This window comes from Rhizobium sp. SU303, from assembly GCF_021052345.1.
In the GTDB taxonomy this organism is placed as follows: domain Bacteria; phylum Pseudomonadota; class Alphaproteobacteria; order Rhizobiales; family Rhizobiaceae; genus Rhizobium; species Rhizobium laguerreae.
Window position 1 is genome coordinate 4,259,815 of sequence record NZ_CP088095.1, and the last position, 15,961, is coordinate 4,275,775.

Annotated in this window: 9 protein-coding genes; 4 read left to right on the forward strand and 5 right to left on the reverse strand. The window is 62.7% G+C overall.

Features of this window, described 5'->3' with window-relative positions:
- Window position 1: 1 nt before the first annotated feature.
- Complete coding sequence (locus RlegSU303_RS21025) at window positions 2-6,424, forward strand: translocation/assembly module TamB domain-containing protein (RefSeq protein ID WP_131720006.1); 6,423 nt, start codon at window positions 2-4, stop codon at window positions 6,422-6,424.
- Window positions 6,425-6,487: 63 nt separating this feature from the next.
- Here the strand turns inward: RlegSU303_RS21025 and RlegSU303_RS21030 are convergent, their stop codons facing one another.
- Window positions 6,488-6,925: an Lrp/AsnC family transcriptional regulator gene (locus RlegSU303_RS21030; RefSeq protein ID WP_011653765.1), complete on the reverse strand. Its 438-nt coding sequence runs from the start codon at window positions 6,923-6,925 to the stop codon at window positions 6,488-6,490.
- A gap of 124 nt (window positions 6,926-7,049) precedes the next feature.
- Here RlegSU303_RS21030 and rocF point away from each other — a divergent pair, with 124 nt between their 5' ends.
- The 3 genes from rocF (at window position 7,050) to RlegSU303_RS21045 (ending at window position 10,025) form a co-directional block, all read left to right on the forward strand.
- The gene (rocF, locus tag RlegSU303_RS21035) at window positions 7,050-7,985 is read left to right on the forward strand and encodes an arginase (RefSeq protein ID WP_131708688.1); all 936 of its coding nucleotides are present in this window, start codon (window positions 7,050-7,052) and stop codon (window positions 7,983-7,985) included.
- A gap of 76 nt (window positions 7,986-8,061) precedes the next feature.
- Window positions 8,062-9,261 carry an ornithine--oxo-acid transaminase gene (rocD, locus tag RlegSU303_RS21040; protein ID WP_131708687.1) on the forward strand — a complete coding sequence of 400 codons (1,200 nt, stop codon included), beginning with the start codon at window positions 8,062-8,064 and terminating at the stop codon, window positions 9,259-9,261.
- A 287-nt stretch (window positions 9,262-9,548) separates the two neighbouring features.
- Window positions 9,549-10,025 (forward strand): chemotaxis protein CheW, encoded by a 477-nt coding sequence (locus RlegSU303_RS21045; RefSeq protein ID WP_003543427.1) that lies wholly within the window; start codon window positions 9,549-9,551, stop codon window positions 10,023-10,025.
- Window positions 10,026-10,175: 150 nt separating this feature from the next.
- On the opposite strand, the gene RlegSU303_RS21050 is transcribed toward RlegSU303_RS21045, so the two are convergent.
- From RlegSU303_RS21050 to fdhF, 4 genes are all read right to left on the reverse strand, one after another.
- Entirely contained in the window at window positions 10,176-11,834 is a 1,659-nt protein-coding gene (locus RlegSU303_RS21050) for an OFA family MFS transporter (protein WP_131720005.1), read from the reverse strand.
- 105 nt (window positions 11,835-11,939) lie between these two features.
- A complete protein-coding gene (locus tag RlegSU303_RS21055; RefSeq protein WP_012759231.1) occupies window positions 11,940-12,185 on the reverse strand; it encodes a formate dehydrogenase subunit delta in 246 nt (81 codons plus the stop codon).
- Window positions 12,175-12,999 carry a formate dehydrogenase accessory sulfurtransferase FdhD gene (gene fdhD, locus RlegSU303_RS21060; protein WP_131720033.1) on the reverse strand — a complete coding sequence of 275 codons (825 nt, stop codon included), beginning with the start codon at window positions 12,997-12,999 and terminating at the stop codon, window positions 12,175-12,177. Before fdhD ends, RlegSU303_RS21055 begins: the two co-directional genes overlap by 11 nt.
- Window positions 13,000-13,036: 37 nt before the next feature.
- Window positions 13,037-15,916 carry a formate dehydrogenase subunit alpha gene (gene fdhF, locus RlegSU303_RS21065; protein WP_017962348.1) on the reverse strand — a complete coding sequence of 960 codons (2,880 nt, stop codon included), beginning with the start codon at window positions 15,914-15,916 and terminating at the stop codon, window positions 13,037-13,039.
- Window positions 15,917-15,961 lie beyond the last annotated feature (45 nt).

The following is a 15,961-nucleotide window of genomic DNA, read 5'->3' on the forward strand; positions in this document are numbered from 1 at the left end:
GATGCAAACGCTGACAAAAATCGTCAACTGGGTCGTACGGCTCACCGGCTATGTCGTCGGCGCCACGTTGATTCTCGCGGTCGTGGCACTGGCGATCTTCGGCTTCACCAGTTTTGGCGCGCGCATCGTCACAGAAAAGATAGCCTCCACGCTGTCCAATCGCGACATGACGATCGAGGTTCGCGAACCGCAAGGCCTTTTGACCGGCGGACTTCGAGCCGCCGAGATCTCCATCTCCGACACCAGGGGCGTCTTTGCGGAAATTCATGGCGTCGCGATCGACTGGAATCCGCTTGCGCTGCTGACCGGAACCTTCCATGCCAAACGCTTCGAGATCGAAGCGATCAACGTGCTGCGCAAGCCGGTACGCACCCTGCCCTCGCGGCCCGAGGCTGAAAATTCCGGCGGATTCAGCCTTCCGATCAAAGTCGATGTAGACCGCATCGTGCTGCCCGATATCAAACTTGCCGCACCCCTTGCCGGCCGCGCCTTTGCGCTCGCCGCCGAAGGCAGCCTTTCGGCGAACGGCGATGGCGGCGAGGCCATCGTCAATGTCAGCCGTCACGCGGTTCCGGATGCGCGGCTTGTCGCCGACATCGCTTTTGCCCCAGCCGAAAACCGGCTGCGGTTGAAGGCGCAGCTGTCCGAGCCGAAGGGCGGACTGCTGGCGGGCTTTCTCGGCCTGCCCGACAGCCCGGCCGTCAACATCGATCTCGATGGCCAGGGGCCGATATCCGATTGGAAAGGCAAATTGCAGGCTGCCCTCGACGGGCAGCAGCGCGCCGCAATCGAAGCCCGGCATCAGATTACGGAAGACGGGCTGCACCACCTCGACCTCAAGGGCGGCGGTGACCTGAGCTCGCTGCTTCCATCGGCATTCCGGCCGCTTTTTGCCGGCCAGACCAATATCGATCTTGCCACCACCTTCGACAATCACGGCAAGATCGATATCCAGACCGGCAACATCGCCACCGGCAGCGTGGTGATCGCCGCCTCGGGCACCCTCGATCCGGCCGGCAACAACAGCCTGAACGCCAATCTGCTCGGCACGTCGGGGCCGGTCGATTTCCGCTGGCCGCTCGCCGAAGGCGAAGCGCGCTTCCTGATATCAGGCCTCAACCTGGCGCTCACAGGCGATGCGCAGGCGGCCAGACTGAATGTCAGCGGCTCGCTCGACACCGCAACCCTGCCGCAGGCCGATATCGGCAACGTCAAGCTGACGGCAAAGAGCGACGCCTTCAATCTTGCCGCCCGTTCCGGCAGCGTCCAGCTGCGCCTCGTTGCCGGCGACGCGACCTTTGCCGAGCCGAACCTCAATCGTGCGGTCCAAGGCCCGATCACCATCGCCTCGCCGCTGCAGATCTCGCCCTCCAGCATCGGCTTCAACGGCACCACCGTCGAAAGCGCCAATATCAACGGCGGCCTCAACGGCTCCTATCGGCTGACAGACCAAGCGCTGACCGGCAACCTCAAGCTCACCATCAACCCGGCAGCCCTGCCGGCTGCGGCAACAGGCAGGTTCGACGGGCCGATCTCGCTCGAGAGCCAGGTGGTCGGCACCATCCCGTCGAAATTCGCGCTGTCCAACCTCGTCCTGAAGTCCGGCACGCTCGAAGCCGCCGGCAACGTCGCGCTCGACGGCGGGATCTTGAACGCAGATCTCTCCGGCCGGTTGCCTGACATCGGCAAGCTCATCCCCGGGGCCAGCGGCGGGGCGGGTTATGCGTTGAGAGTGGGAGGTGAGCTCCCGGCAATCTCCGTCACGGCCAATCTCAAGGCGCCCAGCCTTGAAATGGCCGACCGCGTACTCGGCAACCTCAATATCGACCTGTCGGGTCTCGCCGATCCCAAGGCCCCGCAGGGCAGGATCGCCGCCACCGGCACGATCGACGGCCAGCCGATCGGCATTAACGGCGACATCCGCTCGCAGGACGGCAAGACGAGCATTCCGGCGCTGACCGCCGATATCGGCGACAACCGGCTGACCGGCAATGTGGAATTCTCGTCTTCCCTTGAGCCGACAGGCGCGCTGACCTTCGATTTCCCCAATATCGGCCTGCTCGCCGCACTCGGCGGACAGAAGGCCGAAGGCGATCTCAAAGGGTCGCTCGGCGTCAGCAGCGATGGCGGCAGGATTGCGCTCAAGCTGCTTGCGACCGGCGGCTCCATCCGCCGTGATACGCTTGCGATCGCCAAGCCGGATATCGATGTCACGGTCAGCGATCTCAAAGCCCTTGCGGCAAACGGCACGGTCAAGGCCGAGGAGGTGAGTGCCGGAACGAACAGGCTCGCCGGCCTTTCGCTCGATTTTACCAAGCAGCAAGACCATACCGATTTCGATCTCGATGCTGCCTATGACGGCAATCCCGTGCTGGCCGCCGGCAATATCGAAGCGGCGGGCGGCACGATGCACCTGAACCTCGATCGCTTCTCGGCAAGCCCCCGCAATATCCCGATAGAGCTTGCCGCACCGACGCAGGTCGCAATCGGCGGCGGCGCCGCCAGCCTGAACGGGCTGACGCTGAAGACCGGCACCGGTTCGGTGACCGTCACCGGTTCCGCCGGCGAAACGCTGAAGATCGATGCAAACATCCGCGAGCTGCCGGCAGCGCTTGCCAACGGTTTCGTGCCGAACCTGTCAGCCGGCGGCACGATCTCCGGAACCATTGCCGTGACCGGAACGCCGGCAGCACCGGTCGCCGACTTCAAGCTCGACTGGAAGGATGCGACGACGGGCCAGACCAAGGGGGCGGGTCTGCTACCGCTCGGCATCACCGCCGTCGGCAAATTTGCCGACAACAAGCTCGATTTCGACACGACGGTCGGCAGCACTGACGGTCTGTCGCTCAAGGCTGCCGGCAATGTCGCGCTCGCCGACCCGAAGGCACCGGTGCTTAATGTCGACGCCGATATCCTCAATCTGCCTGCCCGCATCGCCAACGGTTTCGTTCCCGATCTTGCCGCCGAAGGCACGATTACGGGAAAACTGGCGGCCTCCGGCTCCCTCGCCAATCCCACCGCCAATTTCGATCTCGATTGGAAAAGCGCTGCGACGAGCCAGACGAAGCGTGCGGGCCTAGCCGACCTCGCCGTCAAGGCATCCGGCAAATTCGCCGACAACAAGCTCGATTTCGACACGGTGATCGGCGGCGCCAACAGCCTCTCTCTGAAGGCAAACGGCAATGTCGCCATCACGGGCACGACGCTCGGCAACGTCGCGGTCGACGCCGCACTGGCGAATGTTCCGGCAAATATCGCAAACAGCTTTGTACCCGATCTCGCCGCCGAAGGCGCGATCTCCGGAAAGATCTCGGCCGCCGGGTCGCTTTCCGCCCCCACTGCCAATTTCGATCTCGTTTGGAAAGATGCTGCGACGAGCCACACGAAACGTGCCGGCCTTGCCGCGATCGGCGTGACCGCGTCGGGTAAATTTGCGGATAACAAGCTCGATTTCGACACGGGGATCGTCGGCGCCAACAGCCTCTCGCTGACGGCAAACGGCAATGTCGCCATCACGGGCACGACAATCGGCAACGTCAAGGTCGATGCGGCGCTGGCAAACATCCCGGCAAACATTGCAAACAGCTTCGTCGCCGATCTCGCCGCCGAAGGCGCGATCTCCGGAAAGATCTCGGCCGCCGGGTCGCTTTCCGCCCCCACTGCCGATTTCGATCTCAATTGGAAGGATGCTGCGACGAGCCACACGAAACGTGCCGGCCTTGCCGCGATCGGCGTGACCGCGTCGGGTAAATTTGCCGAAAACAAGCTTGATTTCAACGCGGCAGTCAACGGCGACAAAGACCTCTCGCTGAAGGCCATGGGCAATATCGCATTGGCCGGTACGGCGATCGACAGCATCAAGGTCGATGCCGAGATCGCCAAGCTTCCAGCCAGTCTCGCAAATGCCTTCGTTCCCGATCTGGCGGCCGGCGGCACGATATCCGGCACTGTGTCCGCCGCCGGAACACCCGCCGCACCGAAAGCCGACTTCAAGCTCGACTGGACAGATGCTGCGACCAGCCAGACCAGAAGCGCTCATCTCTCGGGCCTGGCACTTGCCGCATCGGGACGCTTTGCCGACAACCGGCTCGATTTCGATACCAATCTCGCCGGCCAGGGCGGCCTCTCGCTGAAGGCCGCCGGCAACGTCGCGATTTCAGGCACGTCGGTCCGCAATCTTGACGTCAAGGCCGATCTCGCCAACCTTCCGGCAGGCCTCGCTAACGGCTTCGTCCCGGGTCTTGCCGCCGAAGGCACCGTCTCGGGGACGGCATCCGCTTCTGGAGCGCTTCCGAAGCCGGCGGTCGATTTCAAGCTCGACTGGAAGAACGCCGCGACCGCCCAGACCAAGAGCAGCGGCCTTTCTGGCCTGAGTGCTGCGGCTTCCGGCAAGTTCGTCAATGACAGGGTCGATTTCGACGCCAATCTCGCCGGCAAGAACGGCGTGCTGGCCAAGGCGACGGGCGGCGTGACGATCGCGGGAACTGCCATTCGGGACCTTTCGATCAATGCCGATATTCCGGCGCTGCCGGCAAGTATCGCAAACGCCTTCGTTCCAGGACTCGGCGCCGAAGGCACGCTTTCGGCAAGTGCCGTCACGTCGGGAACGCCGGCAAATCCGATCGTCGATTTCAAGCTCGACTGGAAGGATGCCGCGACCAGCCATACCAAGGCTGCCGGCCTGTCCCGCCTTGCGCTGGCGGCGACGGGAAAATACGCCGGTGACAGGCTGGATTTCGATGCCGCCCTCAACGGCAGCGGCGGCATTGCGCTGAAAGCCACCGGCAATCTCGCCATCGACGGCACATCGATCAAGTCTCTCGATGTCACGGCAAACACCGCCAATCTTCCGGCCGGCATTGCCAACGGCTTCGTTCCCGGCCTTGCAGTCGAGGGCGCGGTCTCGGCGACCGTAAAGGCCACCGGCCCGCTATCGGCGCCCTCCGTCGACTTCAAGATCGATTGGAAGAACGCAGCGACGAGCCAGACAAAAGGTGCCGGCCTTTCGCCGTTCAGCATCGGCGCATCAGGCAAACTTGCCGGAAACAAGCTGACGGTCGATACCAGTCTTGCCGGTGATGCCGGCATGTCGCTGAAGGGCGGCGGCAGCGTCGTCATCACAGGCAATCGCGCCATGGACATGCGCTTCACAGGCAATCTTCCTTTCGCCGTGCTCGGCGCCCCGCTTGCGCAACAGGGCCTCGTCGCGGACGGCGTCGCCACCGTCAATCTCCAGATCGGCGGAACGGCCGCGGCACCCGTCATCAACGGCACTGTCTCGACCAATGGCGCAAAGCTCGTCGACGTCCGGCGCAATATGGCCGTCAACAACCTGACGGCGACCGTGACCTTCAATGGCAGCCAGGCGGTGATATCGCGCCTCACCGGCAACCTTGGCGGCGGCGGCACGATTTCGGCCAGCGGCACCATCGGCATCCAGCCGGCCGGAGGCTTTCCCGCAGACATTTCGATCAAGCTCGACAAGGCGGTCTATGTCGATGGAACCCTTGTCGTCTCGACAGTCAATGGCACGGTCGGCCTGCGCGGGCCGATCGCCAATGCGACGCTGAGCGGCAAGCTTCGGCTGGACAAGACCTCGATCACGGTCCCGGAAAAATTGCCGACCTCGCTGAGAGAAATCGACATCCGGCACAAGAATGCGCCGCGCGCAGTGCTTGCGCAGTTGCGCGATGACGGCGAGCGTAAACCCGGCGAGAAATCCTCTGTGATCACGCTGGATCTCGAAATCGACGCGCCCTCGCATATCTTCGTGCGCGGCCGCGGCATCGATGCCGAGCTTGGCGGCCTGGTAACGATCCGCGGTACGGCGGCAGCGCCCATCGTCACCGGCGGGTTCACCATGCGACGCGGCCGCCTGACCATTCTCAACCGCCGCCTCGATTTTTCCGACAAGAGCAGGATAACCTTCGTCGGCGACCTGACGCCGGCGCTTGATATGGAAGCGACCTCGGCCTCCGGCTCGACCACGCTGACCGTCGACGTCGCTGGCCTCGCCACCGACCCCGCGATCACTTTCTCCTCCTCGCCCGAACTGCCTCAAGACGAGGTGCTGGCGCAGCTGATCTTCGGCCAGTCGATGTCGAAGCTCTCGCCGGTGCAGATCGCCCAGCTCGCCGACGCGGTCAGTCAGCTGGCCGGCAACCGTTCTACCTCGCTTTTCGAAGGCCTACGCAATCAGCTCGGCGTCGACGATTTCGACGTCAGCACCGATTCCAAGGGCCAGACGAGCGTCAGCGTCGGCCGCTATCTCAACGACCGCACCTATTTCGAATTGCAGCAGGGCGGTTCGGCCGGCGCCAAGGCTGTGATCAACCTCGATGTCGGCCGCGGCGTCAAGCTGCGCGGAGGGGCCGGTGGCAACGGTGAGGGCGAAGCCGGGATTGTCTACGAACGGGAATACTGATGCATCTCGCCCGAAGCTATGCAGCGGCTTTGGACCGACGGTATGCAAAAGCTCTAGCCCGGCTTAGAAACCGGTTTTGCTGGTCTTGAGAAGGATGTTGGTCTCGGTCGAATTGATGCCGTTGATCAGCCGGATGCGGCGCAGCGTCTCGTCGAAGGCGGCGAGGTCGCGATCCTCGAGTTCGGCGACGAAATCCCATTTGCCGTTGGTGCTGTGAAGCGCGCGCACCTGCGGCAGGCCCCGCAACTGATCGGCCACCCTGTCGGCGAGCTTGCCGAGCACCTCGATCATGACGATGGCGCGCACGCCGGCGGAGCGCGTCTCATGGCCGGTGCGGATGGTGAAGCCGACGATGGTGCCGCTGGCCACCAGCCGGTCGATACGGGTGGCAACCGTTGCCCGCGATGCGCCGGTCATCGCTGCGAGCGAGGAGACGGAAATCCGGGCGTTATGGCGAAGTGCACTCAAAAGTTCGGTATCGAGATCGTCCACACTGATCACTTTGTCAAAAGTGGTTTATCAATCTGCACAATCATAGTCCATTTCTGACACTTTTCCATCTTTTTGCCGCCAGCCCTTTATCCCACTATCGGCCGAAACAGGCCTCAACACGGAGCCCTCCAAAATGAATGCGCAATCGCGATCTGTCACCCTCATCGGCGCGCCGCTGGAAGAAGGCTCCGGCCGCAGAGGGGCTGCCATGGGCCCCGCGGCCCTGCGCATTGCCGGCGTCGACCAGACGCTGATCGAGCTTGGCCATGACGTCGCCGATATCGGCGATCTCAGGATCGTGCCGGCGATGGATCTGCCGAACCACCCGAAGGCCCATAACCTGAGGATCGTCGGCGCCTTCACCCGCGCGCTCGAAAGCAGCGTCCACGATGTGGCCGCCTCCGGCCGTTTCCCGCTCATTCTCGGCGGCGACCACAGCCTTTCCATGGGCAGCGTTTCCGGCATGGCCCGTCATGCCGCCAGCAAAGGCCGCCCGCTCTTCGTGCTCTGGCTCGATGCCCATGCCGATTTCAATTCTCCGGCGACGTCGCCCTCCGGCAATATTCACGGCATGCCCGTCGCCTTCTTCTGCGGCGAGGCGGAGTTCGCCGACATCCTGCCGAAGGACCGTCCGTTCGTCGATCCGAAGAATGTCTTCCAGGTCGGCATCCGTTCGGTCGATGCGCGCGAGCGCGAGGAAATCCACGAACACGGCGTCAACGTCTTCGACATGCGCGCGATCGACGAGCAGGGCATCGGCGCCATCATGCGTGAGATCCTCGATGTCGTCACCAAGGCGAACGGCCTGCTGCATGTCAGCCTCGACCTCGATTTCCTCGATCCCGAGATTGCCCCCGGCGTCGGCACGACGGTGCCTGGCGGTGCGACCTTTCGCGAGGCGCATCTGGTCATGGAAATGCTTTCGGACAGCGGCCTCGTTTCGTCGCTCGATCTCGTCGAGCTCAATCCGTTTCTCGACGATCGCGGCAAGAGCGCCCGCATCCTGGTGGAGCTGACGGCAAGCCTGTTTGGCCGCCGCATCTTCGATCGTCCGACACGCGCTGCATAAGAGCATGTCGAGCAAAAGTGTGCAGTGGTTTTGCGATAACGACATGCGTTGAAATAAGATTAGAGGGAGAACGGCCATGAACACTTCGGAAAAACTGATCGCCACTGAACAGCGGCTCGGCGCCCATAACTACAAGCCGCTCGACGTGGTGCTGACGCGCGGCGAAGGTGTTTATGTCTGGGATACCGACGGCAACCGTTATCTCGATTGCCTCTCGGCCTATTCCGCCGTCAACCAGGGCCATTGCCATCCGAAGATCCTCGCCGCCATGGTCGAGCAGGCGGGCAGGCTAACGCTCACCTCCCGCGCCTTCCGCAACGATCAGCTCGCCTATCTCTACGAAGAGCTCGCGGCTCTCACCGGATCGCACAAGATCCTGCCGATGAATTCCGGCGCCGAAGCGGTGGAGACTGCCATCAAGGCGGTGCGTAAATGGGGATACGAGGTCAAGGGCGTGCCGGAGGGCAAGGCGGAGATCATCGTCTGCGCCGATAATTTCCACGGCCGGACGCTGAGCATCATCAGTTTCTCCACAGATCCCGAGGCCCGTAGCGGCTTCGGCCCCTACACGTCAGGTTTCCGCACCATTCCCTTCGGCGATGCCGAGGCTTTCGCCGCCGCAATCAACGGCAATACCGTGGCCGCCCTGATTGAGCCGATCCAGGGGGAAGCCGGCGTCATCATCCCGCCGGCGGGCTACTTCACCCGCATCCGTGAGCTTTGCACGGCAAACAACGTCACCCTCATCCTCGACGAGATCCAGACCGGCCTCGGCCGTACCGGCAAGCTGCTGGCCGAGGAACACGAAGGCATCGAGGCCGACGTGACGCTGATCGGCAAAGCGCTGTCCGGCGGTTTTTATCCGGTGTCGGCCGTGCTTTCGAATTCCGAAGTTCTGGGCGTGCTGAAGCCCGGCCAGCACGGCTCGACCTTCGGCGGCAATCCACTCGCCTGCGCAGTGGCGCGCGCAGCACTGAAGGTGCTGACGGAAGAGGGCATGATCGAGAACGCCGCCGTTATGGGCGACTATTTCCTCGAAGGCTTGAGGTCGATCCGCTCGAACATCGTCAGGGACGTGCGCGGCCGCGGCCTGATGATGGCCATCGAGCTGGAACCGGAAGCCGGCGGCGCACGGCAATATTGCCATGCGCTGAAGGAGCGTGGTCTTCTCGCCAAGGACACCCACGACCACACAATTCGCCTCGCTCCGCCACTGGTCATATCAAGAGAGCAGGTCGATTGGGCGATCTCGCAGATCGAAAAGACGATAGGCTGAGTAGATCGGCGAAACGCTTCTATAGCATCCGAATAATCATGACTGCGAAAATATCGGCTGGAGGAGATCGGCAGCAAAACTGCCTTGCCTTCATCCGAGGTTAAAAACCTTTGCAATCCCGTCGCCCAATTTAGATTTGGGCAACACTCTTTCGCTAAAGTCATCGATAACCGTAACGATGCTTCGCCGAGCGCAAAGCCATCGCGTGGGATAAAGGCAAAGCTTGTCCGCGCCAATGGTGGCGCATCCGCTTCTGCCCTGGCTTACGATAGTTGGGAAGAATTCTAATGGCGACGATCAATTCGACTAACTTCAGCGGCGATACGCTCGAAATTATTGCCTTCCGCCTGCATGATCAGGAATTCTGCGTCAAGACCACGACCATCCGCGAAATCCGCGGCTGGGCACCATCGACGCCGATCCCGCATGCGCCGGCCGATGTCATCGGTGTCATGAACCTGCGCGGCTCGGTGATCCCGATCATCGATCTTGCTTTCAAGCTCGGCATGAAGAGCACGGTCGCCAACGAGCGCAGCGCCATCGTCGTTGCCGAAGTCCACAGCATGGTCATCGGCATGCTCGTCGACCGCGTCTCGGATATTCTCACCATCTCCTCCAGCCAGGTCCAGCCGGTGCCCGAGGTGACCGCCTCCTTCGACCGCGCCTATTGCGAAGGCATCATTGCTTCGGAAAACGGCATGATCTGCTTCCTGAACCTTGCCAAGATGTTCAAGGAAAACGAAACGGACGAACTGGCCGCCTGATCCGGCCAATATAATCTGGACATTTGCACAATTCGGATATTCGAAAACCGCCCGGTAACGGGCGGCTTTTTATTGCGGAACAAGCAGCAGGCTGCAGGAAAACGGCAGCCTCACTGGATTGGTTGTGCCGCCGCGAGGCGGCACTTTTGCTTATCCGAACAGCGCGAAAGTCGCCCTCAGCGTCACCCAGACACCCCACAGCAACGGAATGCCGACGACGGCCCAGGCAAGCATCGCCTTGGCGTCCAGCCCGCCTGTGCCGATGCCGAAGGAACCGGTCGGCCCGGCATTGACAGCTGCCGACTTCGCCTGCAGCGCAGCGACCTCGTCATCCGACATGAACCATTTGTCCGAAAGCGGCTTGATCAGCGCATTGGCGACGAGCCCGAGCGCCAGCATGCCGGCGAGGATATACATGGTGCCGGTATAGAGGGTTGGCCCGGGCGCAACGCCGGCGGCGATCTGCGCTTCGCGGATATAGTTGACGACGACGGGGCCGACGATGCCGGCCGTTGCCCAGGCCGTCAGCAGCCGGCCGTGGATGGCGCCGACGAACTGCGTACCGAAAATATCGGCAAGATAGGCCGGGATCGTCGCAAAGCCGCCGCCGTACATCGACAGGATGATGCCGAAGGAGAGAACGAACAGCGCCTTGTTGCCCATGCCTGCGAAAGTGGGCGCCAGCGCATAGAGCACGATGCCAAGGACGAAGAAGCAATAATAGGTATTCTTACGGCCGATCTTGTCGGAGAGCGACGCCCAGAAGAACCGCCCGCCGATATTGAAGAGCGACAGCAAACCGGCGAAACCGGCGGCGATCGTGGCGATCGATGCCTTCTGCCCGGCGTCGAGCTGGGCGAAGCCGACATCCGGCAGGCCGATCAGCGAGCCGGCGAAGATCTCCTGCAGCATCGGCGAGGCCATGCCGAGAACGCCGATACCGGCCGAAACATTGAGGCAAAGCACCGCCCAGATCAGCCAGAACTGTTTTGTCCTGTGGGCATTGCGCAGGTGCACATGTTTGGTGGTGATCATCGTGCTCTTGGCTGCAGGCGGCGTCCAACCCTCGGGACGCCAGCCGCCCGGCGGAATGCGATAGCCGAAGGCGCCGCCCATCATGAAGACGAAATAGATCACCGCCATGACGATGAAGGTCTGCCAGACGCCGACTGAACTGTCGGTCTTGAAGGTATTCATCAACAGGTTGGCCAATGGGGCGCCGATCATCGCACCGCCGCCGAAGCCCATGATCGCCATGCCGGTCGCCATTCCGCGCCGGTCGGGAAACCATTTGATCAGCGTCGAGACCGGCGAGATGTAACCGAGGCCGAGACCGATGCCGCCGATGACGCCGGCGCCAAGCCACATCATCCAGAGCTGATGCGTGATGACGCCGATCGCAGCAAGAATGATGCCGCCGCACCAGCAGCAGGCGGAAACGACGCCCGCCTTGCGCGGACCGGCCCGCTCGAGCCAGCCGCCCCAGATGGCAGCCGACGAGCCAAGCAAAACGAAGAACAGCGTATAGATCCAGCCGAGGTCGGCAACGCGCCAGTCGCAAGTCGTGGTGAACAGCGCCGAGGCGAGTGTCAGGTCGGGGCAAGCCGTCGAGGCCGTGATCCCGAGCGACTTGGAAAGCGGTAGCCAGAAGACGCTGAAACCATAGGCCATGCCGATGCAGAGATGAATGGCGAGCGCTGCCGGCGGCACCAGCCACCGATTGAACCCCGGCCTTGCGACGATCCTTTCACGATCGAGCAGGCCGCCCCCCGCCAACGCCCCGTCTGTACGTGTTCCCGCTGCTGTCATGAACAACTCCTCCTTGATTCAGACCTGGCTTGATTCAGACTTATTGTGACCGGCATACGCAGGCAGCTTGCTCCTGCCTCCCCTCCCGCATGGGCCCAATGCTGGCTATGGGACCTGGTGTGTCACCGGCTCCGGTTTTCTGATCAGAGGAACGGCCTGAAGCACGAGTGCATCCAGGCCATTCTCCTCATTCTCCAGAATTTCGAACAATTGCCGCCGCATGCGCGGGTCCCAGAATTTATTGATATGGGTGGCGACCCCCTGCGCGGCCTCGCTTTGCGGCTGGCTCTTGAAGAAGGTGGCGATCTGGTTTGCCATATAGACGAGCTTGGTCTTGGTATCATGCGACATCGGCAATGCTTCCGGGCGAGATGCGGTGCGGGTGGGTGAAGATCTCGAAATCCTCGCCGCGCACCAGCGCGACGAGCGTCATGCCGGCTTCTTCGGCCGTGCGGATGGCGAGAGCCGTCGGCGCCGATATGGCGATGAGCACCGGGCTGCCGAGGATCGCCGCCTTCTGCACCATCTCGACGGAAAGCCTACTGGTGACGACGACGGCGCCGTCCCCGCCTCTTTCACTGGCGCCGATGACGGCGCCGCAGAGCTTGTCCAGCGCATTGTGCCGGCCGACATCTTCGCGCACGGCAATCAGCCCCCTGCCGGGAAGATAGAACCCGGCGCCATGCACCGCCCGCGTCTCACGATGCAGCGGCTGTGCCTCGTTCAGAAGCGAAACGGCGCGGACGATATCCGCATGCGACAGCGCCAACGGCGATGTCGAAACGTCAGGCACCGGCCGTACCGCCTGTTCGATCGATTCGATGCCGCAGAGCCCGCAGCCGACCGGTCCCGCCATGCTGCGGCGTCGTGCCCGCAGCCGATCGGCGACGTCGTCGACCAGGCTCACCTGCACATCGATCCCCTGCTCACCCTCGATGACCTCGATGTCCGATATCTCCGCCGGCCCGGTGATGATCCCTTCGGTCAGGCTGAATCCGACAGCAAAATCTTCGAAATCATCAGGCGTTGCCATCATCACCGCATGAGAACTGCCACCATAGGAAAAGGCGATTGGCACCTCTTCCGGCACGATGCGCGAACCGGCCTGCAGGATGCCGTTGCGGCGGGCGGTTTCGGGGACATGGGCGGTGACGGTGAAGGTCATCATGCGCGTTCCTGCTTACAGAGCCGCCCCCGCATCGTCACTCCGCTGCCTCGAGCTTGCCGGCGATGCGGCGCGATTGCCGCGCCTGCTCGTCATACTCGAGTTGCCATTCGCTCGGCCCGTTGGAGGGCGAGACCTGCACCGCCGTCACCTTGTATTCCGGGCAGTTCGTCGCCCAGTCGGAGAAATCGGTGGTGATGACATTCGCCTGCGTCGTGGGATGATGGAAGGTCGTATAGACGACACCCGGCGCGACGCGATCGGTGATCAGCGCCCTGAGCGTGGTGTCGCCGGAGCGGCTGCCGAGCTTCACCCAGTCGCCGTCGCGAACGCCGCGCTGCTCGGCATCGTGCGGATGGATTTCCAGCCGGTCCTCCGCATGCCAGACGACATTCTCGGTCCGCCGCGTCTGCGCCCCGACATTGTACTGACTGAGGATGCGGCCGGTTGTCAGCAGCAGCGGGAAGCGCGGACCGGTGCGCTCGTCAGTCGCCACATATTCGGTGCGGATGAACTTGCCCTTGCCGCGCACGAAGCCGTTGACATGCATGATCGGCGAGCCGAGCGGGTTCTTCTCGTTGCAGGGCCACTGCACCGAGCCCATTTTATCGAGATAGTCGTAGGAGACCATCGCGAAACTCGGCGTCGTCGCGGCGATCTCGTCCATGATTTCCGACGGATGGCTGTAATTCCAGTCGAGCGCCATCGCCTGGGCAAGCTTCTGCGTCACTTCCCAGTCGCCATAGCCGTTGCGCGGCGACATCACCTTGCGCACGCGATTGATGCGTCGTTCGGCATTGGTGAAGGTGCCGTCCTTCTCGAGGAAGGTCGAGCCCGGCAGGAAGACATGGGCGTAATTGGCGGTCTCGTTGAGGAACAGATCCTGCACGACGACGCATTCCATCGCCGCAAGCCCGGCCGCGACATGTTTGGTATCGGGATCGGACTGGAGGATGTCTTCACCCTGGATGTAGATGCCTTTGAAGGAGCCGTCGACTGCTGCATCCAGCATGTTCGGAATACGCAAGCCCGGCTCGTTGTTGAGCTTCACGCCCCAGAGCTTTTCGAAGATATCGCGCGTCGCATCGTCGGAAATGTGCCGGTAGCCCGGCAGTTCGTGCGGGAAGGAACCCATGTCGCAGGAGCCCTGCACATTGTTCTGGCCGCGCAGCGGATTCACGCCGACGCCGGGGCGGCCGATATTGCCGGTCGCCATCGCCAGGTTGGCGATGGCGATCACCGTGGTCGAGCCCTGGCTATGTTCGGTGACGCCGAGGCCATAATAGATCGCGCCGTTGCCGCCCTTGGCATAGAGCCGTGCCGCGCCGCGCAGATCCGCCGCCGGCACGCCGGTGAAGATCTCGGTCTCTTCGGGACTGTGCTGCGGTTCGGCGACGAAGGCGGCCCAGTCCTCGAACTCTGACCAGTCGCAGCGCTCGCGGATGAACGCCTCGTCAAAGAGGCCTTCGGTGACGATCACATGCGCCAGCGCCGTCATGACCGCGACATTGGTGCCGGGCTTCAGCGGCAGGTGATAGGAAGCCTCGATATGCGGCGAGCGGACGATATCGGTGCGGCGCGGATCGATGACGATGAGCTTGGCGCCCTGGCGCAGCCGCTTCTTCAGCCGCGAGCCGAACACCGGATGCCCGTCGGTCGGATTGGCGCCGATGACGATGACGACGTCGGAATGCTCGACGCTGTCGAAATCCTGCGTGCCCGCCGACGTGCCGAAGGTCTGGCCGAGGCCGTAGCCGGTCGGCGAATGGCAGACGCGGGCGCAGGTATCGACATTGTTGTTGCCGAAGCCGGCGCGGATCAGCTTCTGCACCAGATAGGTTTCCTCATTGGTGCAGCGCGACGAGGTGATGCCGCCAATCGCCTCGCGACCGTATTGATACTGGATGCGGCGGAACTCCAGCGCCACATGCGTGAAGGCTTCGTCCCAGCTCACTTCCCGCCAGGGATCGCTGACCTTTTCCCGGATCATCGGATTGAGGATGCGGTCCTTGTGGGTGGAGTAGCCATACGCGAAGCGGCCCTTGACGCAGGAATGGCCGCGATTGGCCTGGCCGTCCTTCCAGGGCACCATGCGCACCAGTTCCTCGCCGCGCATCTCCGCCTTGAAAGAACAGCCGACGCCGCAATAGGCGCAGGTGGTGACAGCCGAATGCTCGGGCTGGCCGATCTGGATCACCGACTTCTCCGTCAGTGTCGCCGTCGGGCAGGCCTGGACGCAGGCGCCGCAGGAGACGCATTCGGAATCGATGAAATGCTCGTGCATGCCGGGCGAAACGCGCGAGCCGAAACCACGGCCCTCGATCGTAAGCGCGAAGGTTCCCTGCACTTCCTCGCAGGCGCGCACGCAACGCGAACAGACGATGCACTTGGAGGGATCATAGGTGAAATAGGGATTGGACTCGTCCTTCGGCATCCATTTCAGATTGATGTCGCCATTACTGCGCGCCTTGACGTGATTGTCGCCCTCATAGCCGTAGCGCACATCGCGCAGGCCGACGGCGCCCGCCATGTCCTGCAATTCGCAATCGCCGTTGGCTGCGCAGGTGAGACAGTCGAGCGGATGGTCGGAAATATAGAGTTCCATCACGCCGCGGCGGATATCCTTCAATCGCCCCGTCTGCGTGTGCACCACCATGTTTGCCGCCACCGGTGTCGTGCAGGAGGACGGCGTGCCGTTGCGGCCCTCGATCTCGACGAGGCAGAGCCGGCAGGAGCCGAAAGCATCGACCATATCTGTGGCGCAGAGCTTCGGCACCTTGATACCGGCCTCCATCGAGGCGCGCATGATCGAGGTGCCCTCCGGCACGCTGATCTGCTGTCCGTCGATGGTGAGCGTCACTATGGCCTCGGATTTCGAAGCGGGGGTGCCGTAGTCGATTTCATGGATGAGAGACATGATGGGTCTCCTTGCTTGAGATGGTGAGATCAGCGCAGGCGTTCC

Coding starts and splice junctions, on each gene's coding strand:
- fdhF (WP_017962348.1), bottom strand. CDS start 15,916: ATGTCTCTCATCCATGAAATCGACTACGGCACCCCCGCTTCGAAATCC.
- rocF (WP_131708688.1), top strand. CDS start 7,050: ATGAATGCGCAATCGCGATCTGTCACCCTCATCGGCGCGCCGCTGGAA.
- RlegSU303_RS21055 (WP_012759231.1), bottom strand. CDS start 12,185: ATGTCGCATGATACCAAGACCAAGCTCGTCTATATGGCAAACCAGATC.
- rocD (WP_131708687.1), top strand. CDS start 8,062: ATGAACACTTCGGAAAAACTGATCGCCACTGAACAGCGGCTCGGCGCC.
- RlegSU303_RS21050 (WP_131720005.1), bottom strand. CDS start 11,834: ATGACAGCAGCGGGAACACGTACAGACGGGGCGTTGGCGGGGGGCGGC.
- RlegSU303_RS21045 (WP_003543427.1), top strand. CDS start 9,549: ATGGCGACGATCAATTCGACTAACTTCAGCGGCGATACGCTCGAAATT.
- RlegSU303_RS21025 (WP_131720006.1), top strand. CDS start 2: ATGCAAACGCTGACAAAAATCGTCAACTGGGTCGTACGGCTCACCGGC.
- fdhD (WP_131720033.1), bottom strand. CDS start 12,999: ATGACCTTCACCGTCACCGCCCATGTCCCCGAAACCGCCCGCCGCAAC.